This is a genomic window from Micromonospora sp. NBC_00389 (genome assembly GCF_036059255.1).
Classification (GTDB): domain Bacteria; phylum Actinomycetota; class Actinomycetes; order Mycobacteriales; family Micromonosporaceae; genus Micromonospora.
Genome location: NZ_CP107947.1, coordinates 2,586,025 through 2,597,976, shown reverse-complemented (window position 1 = coordinate 2,597,976; position 11,952 = coordinate 2,586,025). Strand labels below are relative to the sequence as shown.

At 70.6% G+C, this 11,952-nt stretch carries 11 protein-coding genes; 2 read left to right on the top strand and 9 right to left on the bottom strand.

The window, feature by feature from the left end; all coding sequences use genetic code 11:
• Positions 1–9 precede the first annotated feature (9 nt).
• From OG470_RS12460 to OG470_RS12445, 4 genes are all read right to left on the bottom strand, one after another.
• Positions 10–660: a response regulator transcription factor gene (locus OG470_RS12460; RefSeq protein WP_328423828.1), complete on the bottom strand. Its 651-nt coding sequence runs from the start codon at positions 658–660 to the stop codon at positions 10–12.
• Positions 657–1,901, bottom strand: a complete 1,245-nt coding sequence (locus OG470_RS12455) for a sensor histidine kinase (RefSeq protein ID WP_328423826.1) — start codon at positions 1,899–1,901, stop codon at positions 657–659. Before OG470_RS12455 ends, OG470_RS12460 begins: the two co-directional genes overlap by 4 nt.
• Positions 1,902–1,965: 64 nt before the next feature.
• A complete protein-coding gene (locus tag OG470_RS12450; RefSeq protein ID WP_328423824.1) occupies positions 1,966–2,472 on the bottom strand; it encodes a hemerythrin domain-containing protein in 507 nt (168 codons plus the stop codon).
• Complete coding sequence (locus OG470_RS12445) at positions 2,469–3,449, bottom strand: aldo/keto reductase (protein WP_328423822.1); 981 nt, start codon at positions 3,447–3,449, stop codon at positions 2,469–2,471. Before OG470_RS12445 ends, OG470_RS12450 begins: the two co-directional genes overlap by 4 nt.
• Positions 3,450–3,518: 69 nt before the next feature.
• On the opposite strand from OG470_RS12445, the gene mgrA reads away from it, so the two are divergent.
• Entirely contained in the window at positions 3,519–4,514 is a 996-nt protein-coding gene (mgrA, locus tag OG470_RS12440) for an L-glyceraldehyde 3-phosphate reductase (RefSeq protein WP_328423821.1), read from the top strand.
• A gap of 24 nt (positions 4,515–4,538) precedes the next feature.
• Here mgrA and OG470_RS12435 read toward each other — a convergent pair whose 3' ends face one another.
• Together OG470_RS12435 and sigJ are read right to left on the bottom strand one after the other, a co-directional pair.
• Positions 4,539–5,459 (bottom strand): lytic polysaccharide monooxygenase auxiliary activity family 9 protein, encoded by a 921-nt coding sequence (locus tag OG470_RS12435; RefSeq protein ID WP_328423819.1) that lies wholly within the window; start codon positions 5,457–5,459, stop codon positions 4,539–4,541.
• Positions 5,460–5,538: 79 nt separating this feature from the next.
• The gene (sigJ, locus tag OG470_RS12430; RefSeq protein ID WP_328423817.1) at positions 5,539–6,519 is read right to left on the bottom strand and encodes an RNA polymerase sigma factor SigJ; all 981 of its coding nucleotides are present in this window, start codon (positions 6,517–6,519) and stop codon (positions 5,539–5,541) included.
• 157 nt (positions 6,520–6,676) lie between these two features.
• Between sigJ and OG470_RS12425 the strand changes: the two genes are divergently transcribed.
• The gene (locus tag OG470_RS12425; RefSeq protein WP_328423815.1) at positions 6,677–7,798 is read left to right on the top strand and encodes a nuclear transport factor 2 family protein; all 1,122 of its coding nucleotides are present in this window, start codon (positions 6,677–6,679) and stop codon (positions 7,796–7,798) included.
• Between the two features lie 295 nt (positions 7,799–8,093).
• Here OG470_RS12425 and OG470_RS12420 read toward each other — a convergent pair whose 3' ends face one another.
• The 3 genes from OG470_RS12420 to OG470_RS12410 form a co-directional block, all read right to left on the bottom strand.
• Complete coding sequence (locus OG470_RS12420) at positions 8,094–8,513, bottom strand: hypothetical protein (RefSeq protein ID WP_328423813.1); 420 nt, start codon at positions 8,511–8,513, stop codon at positions 8,094–8,096.
• Positions 8,514–8,724: 211 nt separating this feature from the next.
• Positions 8,725–9,117: a hypothetical protein gene (locus OG470_RS12415; protein WP_328423811.1), complete on the bottom strand. Its 393-nt coding sequence runs from the start codon at positions 9,115–9,117 to the stop codon at positions 8,725–8,727.
• 546 nt (positions 9,118–9,663) lie between these two features.
• Positions 9,664–11,826: an amylo-alpha-1,6-glucosidase gene (locus OG470_RS12410; RefSeq protein ID WP_328423809.1), complete on the bottom strand. Its 2,163-nt coding sequence runs from the start codon at positions 11,824–11,826 to the stop codon at positions 9,664–9,666.
• Positions 11,827–11,952 lie beyond the last annotated feature (126 nt).

Here is an 11,952-nt window from a genome sequence, read left to right as displayed (position 1 = left end):
TGGGACGCGTCAGCCGGACGGGGTGACGAAGCCCGACTCGTAGGCGGCGATCACCGCCTGGGTGCGGTCGCGTACGCCCAGTTTGGCCAGCACGTTGCCGACGTGCGTCTTGACCGTCTCCACCCCGACCACGAGGTGCGCGGCGATCTCCGGGTTGGACCGGCCGCTGGTCATCAGCCGCAGCACCTCGGCCTCCCGCTCGGTGAGCCGGGCGGTGGCCAGCCGGTCTCCCCCGGCCGGCCCGTACGCCCCGACCAGTCGACGGATCGCGGCCGGGAAGAGCAGCGATTCCCCCGCCGCGACCACCCGGACGGCCTCCACCACCTCGGCCGGTCGAGCCCGTTTGAGCAGGAAGCCGGCCGCTCCGGCGCGCAACGCCTCGTAGACGTACTCGTCGTTGGCGAAGGTGGTGACCACCAGCACCCGGGGCGGGTCGGCGGAGGTGGCCAGCAGGTGCCGGGTGGCCTGGATCCCGTCGATGCCGGGCATCCGCACGTCCATCAGCACCACGGCCGGCCGGTGTCGGGCGACCAGCGGCGGCACCTCGGCGCCGTCCGCGGCTTCGGCGAGCACCCGCAAGTCGGGCTGGGCGTCGATGATGGCCCGCAGCCCGATGCGGATCAGCTCGTCGTCGTCGACGATCAGCACGCCGGTGGTCATCGCGTCCCCTCGTACGGAAGGCGGGCCTGGATCCGCCACCGGTCGCCGTCCGGCCCGACAGTGAGCTGGCCGCCGAGCAGCAGCACCCGCTCGCGCATGCCGTCCAGGCCCCGGCCGCCGCGGCCCGGGTCGGCGCGATCGGGCCGGCCCACCGCGTTCACCAGCTCCAGGTCCAGCGCGTCCGGGTGCAGGTTCAGCCGCAGCGTCACCGGCCCCTGCCCGTATCGGGCGGCGTTCGTCAGCCCTTCCTGGACGATCCGGTAGCCCTCCCGGGAGACCACCGCGGGCACCCGCGCCGGGTCGCCGCTGCGCTGCGCGTGCACCGCCAGCCCGGTCGTGCGGGCGTCGGTAAACAGCCGCTCCAGGTCGGCGAGGGTACGCTGCGGCGCCACCGAGGGCCGGTCGCCACTGGTCTCCCGGAGCAGCCCGAGCACGTGGTCGAGTTCGTCCATCGCGGTCCGCCCGGCGTCCTCGATGGCGCTCAGCGCCCGCCGGACGAACTCCGGGTCGGTGTCGAGCATCTCGCGGGCAGCCCCGGCCTGGAGGGTGGCCACGGTCAGCGCATGGCCGACCGAGTCGTGCAGCTCCCGGGCCAGCCGGTTGCGTTCGGCGAGCCGGGTGGCCTGCGCTTCCAGGGCGGCGATCCGCTCCGCCGGGGCCGGGCCGAGCAGCACCGGCGCCATCGACCCGGCGAGCGCGCCGAGCCCGGCGACGGCGTAGCCGAGGCCGACCAGCACGGCCACTCCGGTCAGCATCAGCCAGCCGGTGTCCCGCCCGTCCAGCGGCCCGAACCGTTCCCGGCTCATCAGCTCGGCGCCGATGCCGAACTGCTGGGCGATGAAGGCCAACGCCATCGGCACGGCGGTGATCAACGCGACCATCACCGCGGCGCCGATGGTGAGGTGGGTGCCGATCCAGAGCGCGCTGCGCAGCCGGGTTTCCCGGTCGCTGCGGTGCCCCGGCACGGGGTCGGGCAGGTCGACGCCCAGCAGCGCCCGCACGGCCGCGACCTCCAGTGCCCGGCTGCCATCCAGCAACAGCGGCACCACGGCGATCACCACCGCGATCACCAGCAGGGCGAACACCAGCGGGCGGGGGATCTCCGAGCCGGCGAGCAACTGCGCGAAGGTCACCGCGAGCAGCCCGTACGGGAGCGCCAGCACCCCGCCCAGCAGCAGGAACACGCCACGCCGCCAGGTGCTGCCGGCGACCAGCGGGGCCAGCATCGCTCGGGGGGTCACCCCGTCATTCTGCTGCCGTGGCCGCCCTTTGCGACTCCCCCGTGCCGGGGAGATCGAGCCGGGCTCAGCGGTGGTCGGCCACGTACGACTGCGGGTCCTTGTCGCGGAACGGCAGGTTGCGCCCGTTCTTGTGCTCGCCGTAGAAGGTCAGCCACCGCTGGCCCAGCTCGGCACGCAACTCGGTGCCGGCGTGCCGGCGGAAGTCGGGCAGCGCCCCATCCTCCTCCTCGGCCAGGTGCTCGCTGTTCTCCCGGCGGGCCGTGCCCACGGCCGCCCACCAGCGTTCCGAGCCGACCGGGTGCAGCTTGGACTCGGCGATGGCGTCCCGGATCTTGTTGTGGTCACCGATCGCGTCAGCGGTCTCGTCCTCGCCATCGTCGCCGTGCTTGACCAGGTGCGGGTAGAGGATCGCCTCCTCCGCCTCGGCGTGGATGTCCAGGTGCAGGGCGAGGGCATCCCAGATGGCCAGCAACTCCTGCTCGTCGCGGGCGTCGTCCAAGCGGGCGAAGCCGCGCCGGAAGGCGGCATGGTCGTCCAGGATCAGTGCGGTGATGTCGTCCACTGTGCTCACTTCTCCGTCGGGCTGGCGAACCGGGCGCGCAGCATTCGAGGCATCGCGGCGAGGCCGGTGACCGGGCGGAACCGTTTGGCGGCCTCGGCCAGCGCCGCGTACTCGTCGTCGGCGAGATCGATGTCGGCGGCGGCCGCGTTGCGTTCCATCTGCTCCACCCCGGACGCGCCGGGGATGGCCAGCACGTTCGGGTGGCGCAGCAGATAGGCCAGAGCGATCTGGCTCGGGGTGGCGTCGTGCGCGTCGGCGACCTGGCGCAGCGTGCCGATCAGGGTGGCGCCCCGCTCCAGATTCTCCGGCAGGAAGTACGGGTTGGCCCGCCGGACCGCGCCGCTCGGCGGATCCTTCACGTCGTACCGGCCGGAGAGGAAGCCCTGGGCCAGCGGGCTGTACGCGATGACGACCCGGCCGGCCTGCCGCGCGTACGGCAGCAGATCCTGCTCGGGCGCCCGGTCCAACATGCTGTAGCGGACCTGGTTGCTGAGCACCCGCCGGCCGAGCGCCGCCTCGGCGACCTGCCAGCGGCGCAGCCCGTAGTTGCTCACGCCGACCTCGTTGACCAGCCCGACGTCCTGCAACGCCCGCATCCCGCGCATGGTGCTGTGGTCGGCGACCAGCGGGTGCGGCTGGTGCACCTGGTAGAGGTCGAGGGCGGTGACGCCGAGCCGGGCCGCCGAGGCGACGGCCCGCTGCTGTACGACGGCAGCCACCGGCAGCACCGGGAAGATCTTGGTGGCGACCACCACCTTGGGCCGGTCATCGCCGAGCGCCGCGCCGAGAATCCGCTCGCTGCGCCCGAAGCCGTAGATCTCCGCGCTGTCGAAGACGGTCACGCCCAACTCGACGGCCCGCCGGACGATCTGCGTCGCCTGCGCTTCGAAGGCCGGGCCGTAGCCCCACTCGCGGGACCCGAACTGCCAGGTGCCCAGCCCGATCTTGGACAGCGGTTTGGGAGTGTCGAGCGCGATGAAACGCATGGCGTCGAAGCTACCCCGATGTCCTGGTTCACACGCCTGATCCCGCGCAACCTGCCAGGGCTAGGCTCATTGATCGTGACTTACCTCGCCGCGGATGACCGCTACGACACCATGACCTACCGGCGCAGCGGACGCAGTGGCCTGCGGCTGCCCGCCGTCTCCCTCGGCCTGTGGCACAACTTCGGCCCGGACCGCCCGTTCGAACGGCAGCGCGACATCGTCCGGCGCGCCTTCGACCTGGGTGTCACCCACTTCGACCTGGCCAACAACTACGGCCCGCCGCCCGGAGCGGCGGAGGAGAACTTCGGCCGGATGCTCGCCACCGACCTGAAGCCGTACCGGGACGAGCTGGTCATCTCCAGCAAGGCCGGCTACCTCATGTGGCCCGGCCCGTACGGCGAGTGGGGCTCGCGCAAGAACCTGATCTCCTCCCTGGACCAGTCGCTGAGCCGGATGGGGCTGGACTACGTCGACATCTTCTACTCGCACCGGTTCGACCCGGACACCCCGCTGGAGGAGACGATGGGCGCGCTGGACGCCATCGTCCGCTCCGGCAAGGCGCAGTACGTGGGCATCTCGAACTACAACTCCGAGCAGACCGCTCGCGCCGCCGCGATCCTGCGCGAGCTGGGCACGCCGCTGCTGATCAACCAGCCGTCGTACTCGATGCTCAACCGGTGGACCGAGGCCGACGGCCTGCTCGACACGCTGGAGGAGGTCGGCGCCGGCTGCATCGCATACAGCCCGCTGGCCCAGGGCCTGCTGACCGACCGCTACCTGGCCGGCATCCCCGCCGACTCGCGGGTGCGCACCAGCGTCTTCCTCAACGAGAGCGACCTCAGCGAGGAGAAGATGACCACCATCCGAGGGCTCGGCGCGGTCGCCGAGGGCCGTGGCCAGTCACTGGCCCAGCTCGCGCTGGCCTGGGCGCTGCGCGACCCGCGGATGACCAGCCTGATCATCGGGGCGAGCAGCGTCGAGCAGTTGGAGACGAACATCGCCGCGCTGGACAACCTCGACTTCACCGCCGAGGAGCTGGCTGAGATCGACCGGCACCTGGGCTGAGCGCCGCCGCGCCGGCTGGCCGGGTCACCAGATCCGGCGCCGCCCGGCCCGGTGGTTGCGCACCTCGCACTGCCGGCCGACCGGCGGGCCGCCGCTCCGCCGCCGCCGGCTCGCGCCGATCAGCAGCGCCAGGACCAGCACGATGGCAGCGCCGGCCAGCACCGGCCACCGGTCGCCGAGGTCGGTCACCGCCGCCACGGGCACGCCCGGGTCGGCCGCCGCCACCACCGCCGGGTCGGTGGCGGCCGGCCGGCTCGCGGCGGTACGCGGTGCGCTCTTCGTCGCGGCGGCCGGCTTCGGCGTGCCCGTCGCCGTGCCGGCGCGCGCCGAGCGGAACACCACGTCGGAGCAGGAGTAGTAGGTGTCCGGGGTGTTGGAGTTCTGCCAGATCGTGTAGATCAGGTGCCGGCCGTCGCGACCCGCCGGCAGCCGGCCCGGCAGCTGGTACGCCCCGCCCCGCACCGGCGGGTCGGTCAGCGTCAGAAACGGGCGGGCTTCCAGATCCGCCCAGGTCAGCGATGCCCGGGGGTCGTAGTCGGGCCGGGTGACGTAGAGCCGGAACGTGCCCCGGTGCTCAATGGTGGTCCGGTACCGGAACGTGAACCGGGCACCGGCGGCCAGCTCGGTGGCCGGCCAGTCGGTCCGGGGCAGGTCCAGCCCCCGGTACGCGGAGAGCCCGCCGCTGCACAGCTCCCCGTCCGGGATCCGCTCCCGGTCCCGGCCGTTGATCGCGGCGACCCGGACGTTGTCCCACTCACGGACCGCCGCACCCGCCTCGACGGCGGCTCGGCAGGCGCTGGTGGCCGCGTACCGGCCCTCGGGTCCGCAGGCCGCCGCGCGGCTGATCGGGTCGGTCGGCGCGCCGTGCGCCCCGGCCGGCGCGGCGCTGACCGGCACGGTCGCCGCGGCGACCAGCACGGCGGCGAGCACTCGACGCACGGTCATGGCTTGACCTCCCGCGCAGTGGTACGGACGCGGGGCGGCAAAGGTTCGACGTCGGGGTGGCCGGGATTCGCGGCGACGGCTAACTGATCTTTGTGGGACCACCAACGTGATCATGGCCAGGGTGGGAACCGTCGTGCCAGGGCCGGAGCTTCTCGGGGTTCAGTACGGCCCAGAGGCGCGTGATCCGGTCACCGACGAAGTCGAACGCGTACACCGCCACGGTGATGCCGTCCTGCAGGGCCACCAGACCGGGCTGGCCGTTGACCGTACGCTCCAGGATCGTCACGTTGGTTGCCCTGCCGGCGAGGCCCACGAGGTAGCGCGCGATCTGCTCGCCACCTTCGATCGGGCAGGGCGCGGCGCTGGCGAGGCCGCCACCGTCGCCAGTCGCCGTGGCGTGGGGGTCGAGGAGGCCGATGAGGGCATGGATGTCCTTGGCCTCCCATGCCCGCTTGAAATCCCTGACGATGCCGGTCTGGTGGGCTGTCGGGGTTGCGGGAGCCTGCGTCGCGCGAACACGATGGCGGGCTGAGGAAGCCAACTGCCGGCATGCCGCCGGGGTACGGCCGACGATCTCGCCCACCTCGGCGAAGGAGTAGCGGAAGACATCGTGCAGGATGAACGCGACGCGCTCGGCCGGGGTCATCGATTCGAGCACGACGAGGAAGGCCATGTTGACCGACTCGTCGAGGGTGACCCGGTCGGCCGGGTCGACGGCGCTGCCGTCCGACCGCCCGCTGTTCCACTCCGTACGTTCGGGCAGCGGCTCCGGGATCCATTCGCCCACGTAGGTCTCTCGCCGGGCCCGTGCCGAACCCAACAGGTTGAGGCAGATGCGACTGGCGACCGTCGTCAGCCAGGCGCCGGGGGTTTCGACGGCTTCCTGCTGCTGTTGCGGCATGGCATACCAGCGCGCGTAGGTTTCCTGGACGACATCCTCGGCGTCGGCCAGGGAGCCGAGGAGCCGGTACGCGAGGTTGATCAGTTGGCGCCGCTCGCTCATGATCGCGCTCAGGCCCGGATCGGGTCGGGCGTGCCCTGGTTCGGATCGGGTGGCCATGGTGTCGCCGACTCCCTCGGTCGCAGCGGCTCTCACCAGTTCGACAAGACAGCGCACCGAATTGTGAGGTTGGCGTCGCCTCACATTTCGCGGGGCTGCATTGTCGTACTGCTGAGACGAACTCACCATCCAGCGGGCGTCGTACGCCGGGCTCGATGTGACAGGGAGGCAAGAGGAGCCGAAGAGTGACTTTCAGGCCATCGCGGATCGCGTCGAGATCGAGGCGCTGCGCGGCGAGTTTACCGACGCGGCGATGATGCGCGACCGCACCCGCCTCGCGTCGCTGTTCACGCCGGACGGCGCGCTGCGGATGCCCAACATCCCCGCCGAACTGGTCGGCCGGGAGGAGATCCGCGCCGGAGGCGAGCGGCTGCAGGCCCAGTGGGACGTCTTCGTGCAGACCACGCACTCGGGCACGATCCAACTCGACGGCGACACCGCGACGGGCCGCGCCTACATCCAGGAGCTCGCGCGCACCCTCGACGGTCGCCAGGGACTGAACTACGCCATCTACCACGACCGATGCCAGCGCACCCCGAACGGCTGGAGGTTCACCGAGCGGGTCTACGAGGTCAGGTACCTCGACACCACTCCACTGGCGGGCTCGGCACCCGAAGCCACTGTCACCGCGTCCAGCCCAGGAGGCACCATGACCACCCCGATTCCGGCAACGATGTTCGCTGACCCGGCACCCGCGCAGCTCCTGGAACGGGCTGCGACTGCGCTGACAGCACATGGTTTCACCGTCGAGATCCTCGACGACGCCGCCGCCGCCCGTGCGCGCATCGAGGATCTGATACCCGAGGGCGCCAGCGTCTTCACCGCGGCCAGCGAGACCCTCCGCCTGTCTGGCATCGACGAGGCCATCAACACCAGCGGGCGGTATCAGGCCGTCAAGCCGCATGTACTGGCCATGGACCGCGTCACCGGTGCCGACGACATCCGGCGGCTGCTCGCCAGCCCCGACGTCGTGGTGGGAAGCGTCGCCGCGCTCACCGCAACCGGTTCCCTCGTGGTCGCCTCGGCCAGCGGAAGCCAACTACCCGCCTACGCCGGCGGCGCCGCCCGCGCGATCTGGATCGTCGGGGCGCAGAAGGTGGTGCCCGACCTGGACACCGCGCTGCGCCGCCTCGAAGACCACGCCCTCCCGCTGGAGAGCGCCCGCGCCCAGGTGGCATACGGGCAGCCCAGCGCCATCAACCGCCTGCTCGTCCTCAACGCAGAACCCCATCCCGGGCGCGGCACCGTCCTGCTGCTCCGCGAAGCCATCGGATTCTGAAACGGACTCGAATCGCAGCTCGGCACGTGGTGGTACGAACCACATGTCGACGAAAAGCCAATCGGCACCAGTCAATTGACTGGTGCCGATTGGCTTGCACAACCAAGGGTGGAGCCGAGGGGACTCGAACCCCTGACCCCCACACTGCCAGGGGGATCTCTCGAACTCTCCTGACCTGGCGGAGCGCTGACCTGCGGCAGAGCCTCAGATCACTCCGCCAGTCCCCGTCAGCCCCCCAGCGTCACCGGTTGACCTGGCACGGATTTGGCACACCGGAACCTCTGCGGCTCGTCGTCTACGGCTTGCGCAAGCCATGGAACCGGGAGACCGCCTCACGCTGCTCCTCGACGGTGCCGATCTCCTTGGCGCCGGCCGCAGCGAACATGTCGACCTCTTCGGGCCTGTCACCCATAGAAGGCGGAGCCAGGACGTATCCGAAACGACCGTTGGTGAACTGCCTGAGCTGGCCGGACGGCCAGACGTCCGGCCGCGCTCCTTTGCAGCAGAGATTGAGTCCCTCGGCTTCCAACTGTCGCCGTATGCCAATAAGGCAGACGAGCAAGTCCTCGCCCTCCGCCTCCAAGACAAGGCTGGCCCTCGTGAGGACGACCCGCGCTGGGACAGCGTTATAGATGGCGACGGTTGAGTTCGTAGTCATGCCGAGCCGGTCCACGATGTCCAGCTCTAGAAGCTCGTCCGGTGATGCCCCGTGCACTCGATCAGCCTACCGACCGTCATCGACCCCGTGACCCCCAGGCAACCAACACGGCGCTCTGGCCTGGCGCTTCATGGGGATTGAACTGCTGGAACCGTCCATCACGGTCCCCGCTCGTCCGCTGGCGTCTGTCCCGATCGTCACCGAGTTGGTCACCCGCCTCTTTGTGCGGCCCGCCAGCACGCGGCCGCTGCTACCTACCACCTGGTGATCACCGCCGTACCGGCGGTTCGCCGAACCTGCCACTCCGGACGAGGGCATCGGCCGCGATCTCTTCGACTGTCCAGACGTGGTCCACGAAGTCGTCTACCGCCACACCGCCCGACCGCATCAACGCCCGAGTCAGCGTCATCATCTCGTCCCGGCACGAAGCTCGGTAGTTGATCTGGACCGCCCAGGTGGGCCGCTGTCCGACAGCCCGCTCCAGTGTCGCCACCATCTGGGGCTCCCAGTCGACGTACAAGTCGCGGTCCTCCTCCGCCAGCCAGACGAAGACTGGCCCCGGTGCAACCCATTCGCCCGGCTGAGTCTCGGCAAGGACGCCCAGGAGCCGAACGACATCGACCTTTGGCATGGCCGGGAAGACGAAGGCGTCCTCGCTCATGCGCAGACGATACGACCTTCAGTTTGGAAGGTGCATTGGTCAACACTCTTCGCTCTCGTCCCCGGGCGCCTGATCGGGTGGGGTGACTACTTGTAGTGGCCGGACGGATGGCCGAGGTGCCCTTGCTGACCGTTGTTGACCACACGTCGGGCGCGGATCGGGCACGGACCGCTTCGTCCCGAACTGCTGGCAGCGGCTTCTGGTGCGGTTGCGTCCGAGGTCAGGCGGGCTGTACCGGTCGGCAGGGGTGCGGTACGGCCGGCTTCGTTGCTGTACTTCTCTGCTGTGCGCGGCGCCGACCCCCGTCGGGGGAGCCTGGTCGTGGTAGTCAGCGGGTGTCAATCAGCGTCGTCTCGTGCTCTCATGCACGGCGGCTGTCTCGCTTCTTCCGCCCGTTGTCGTCGCGTAGCCAGCCAATTTGCTGACTCACTGCTGACTCCCGCCGTGGTAACCGGCGAACCCGGCCCCCACGATCACCACACGAGGTTTCGTCATGTCCGGTGCCATTCCCGCCGACACCCGAGACAAACGTGCGGGTCGGGGCGCTCAATCGGCGGCGAGCCGCACGTACCCCTCCGAGCCGACGGCCTCGACGTCCCAGCGGTGGCCGAACGCGCTGATGCCGCGAATGTGAATCCGGCCGACCTCGTGCGGCACCGCCGGGTCGACGACGAGCTGGCCGTCGACCGGGTGGAGCCCCAGCATGGTGCGGATCAGGTTCAGTGGGGCGCCGGACGCCCAGGCCTGGGGGCTGCAGGCGGTCGGGTACGGGATGGCGTCGAGGGTCCGCTCGCGCGGGTAGCCGGCGATCGCCTCCGGCAGTCGGTCGCCGAACTCGGCGGCGGCGTCGAGCAGGGCGAGGGCCACTCGGTTAGCCTCGTCGCGGAAGCCGTATCGGGCCAGGCCCAGCGCGCTGATCGAGCTGTCATGCGGCCAGACCGTGCCGAGGTGGTATCCGAGCGCGTTGTATGGCGCGTCGGCCCGGGACAGCGTCCGGATCCCCCAGCCGCTGAACATGTCCTCGGAGAGCAGTTGCCGGGCGAGCGCGGCGGCGCGTTCCTGCGGGACGATGCCGCTCCACAGCAGGTGCCCCAGGTTGGACGTCATGGAGTCGATCTTGTTCTTGTCGCCGTCGAGGCCGACGGCGTAGTAGCCGCCCCGCCCCTCGATCCAGAAGTCCCGGTTGAACCTCTCGCGCAGCCGGTACGCCTCGGCGCGCAGCCGGTCCGCCAAGGCCGGGTCCGCCAGCGGCCCGTCGGCGAGTTCCGCCAGGCGTAGCTTCGCGTCGTAGGTGTAGCCCTGGATCTCGCAGGTGGCGATCGGTAGCACCGGCATCCGTCCGTCGGCAAAGCGCACCCCGTCCCAGGAGTCTCGCCAGCACTGGTTGCCCAGCCCTTCCGGGGAGCGGGTGGCGTACTCGACGTAGCCGTCGCCGTCCCGGTCGCCGTACCGGTCGATCCAGTTCACCGCCGCCAGTGCGTTGTCCCGGAGCGACCGGACCAGGTCGTCGTCGCGGGTCCAGCGCCAGTACTCGGACAGCAGGATCAGCCAGAGTTGGGTGGCGTCGGCGGTGCCGTAGTTGGGGTTGTACGGCATGAGTCCCTGCTGGGTGAGCTCACCGAAGCGGACCTCGTGCAGGATCTTGCCGGGCTCCTCGTCGGTGAAGTCCTCGCACTGCCGGCCCTGGTGATGTGCCAGCGCCAGCAGGGTTCCCTTGGCCATCCGGGGCCCGAAGGTGAGCGCCTGGTACGAGGTGATCAGGGTGTCCCGGCCGAAGATGGTGAGGAACCAGGGCATGCCGGCGGCCGGCAGGCTGATCCGTTCCTCCCCCACCTCCATCTCCAGCCGCAGCGCGGACATGTCCGAGCGGGTCTGCGCGGTCGCCCGCTCCAGCACCAGGTGGTCGCTGGTCAGCTCGGCGGCGCGGGCGAGCCACCGGGCGGCCGGATCCTCCACCCGGTGGTGGAAGACGTCGGCGATATCGCCCCGGACCGGCTCGGTCACCCCAATGCCAATGCCGGGCGGCACCGGCACCTTGAGGTCGACCTGCCACTGCTCGCGCGGTCCGAGGTCGATCTCCCAGACCAGGTGGTCGCCCTCCAGCCGCTGCGGCGGGCGGGTCGACCGGACCCGGGTGTCCGCGGTGAAGCCGTCCTGCTCGTAGCTGAACACCAGCTGCGAGCCGTCTCGCGCGTGCCGCCGCTGGATCCGCTCCGACCGGTCGCGGACGTTGGTCTTGATCTCGAGGATGTCGGCGAAGTCGTTGCCCACCTCGAGGCGCAACTCGAACCGGACCCGCTCGGTGGCGAAGGAGGCGACTTCGATCCGCTCGTGCAACCCGTCGCTCAGGTAGCGCAGCCGACGGACAGCGATGGTGTTCGCCGGCAGCTGGGGCAGCGCGGGGTTGGTCAGGAAGAACTGCGCCGAGTAGTGGTCGACCACGCTGGAGCGCAGCACGAGCAGGCGTTGGCCGTCGATGGTGAGCACCCAGTGGTTGAGCAGGCGGGTGTCCCGGTGTACCAGGCCGCCGATCGTGCCGGGCGGGACGTCGCCGGCCGGATCCGAGTACATGAAGGTGGCACCGCTGACCACGGCGATCGCGTTCGAGCCCAGCTCCGGGGGCAGGGCCCGCGCCTGCGCGCCAGGGCGTGCCGGGTCCTGCGGCTTGGTCGGCATTGGATTGGCCGGGGTAGGACGCTCCAGCACCATGACCCGGACGCTACGCCCTTGACCTGCGGTTCGACCTCACCCGGACCGGGTGAAGTTTGCTCGTACGGGGTGCTGGAGACATCTTCAGGGCCTTCGGCCGACCGGCGCTGCATCAGACCTGGGAGC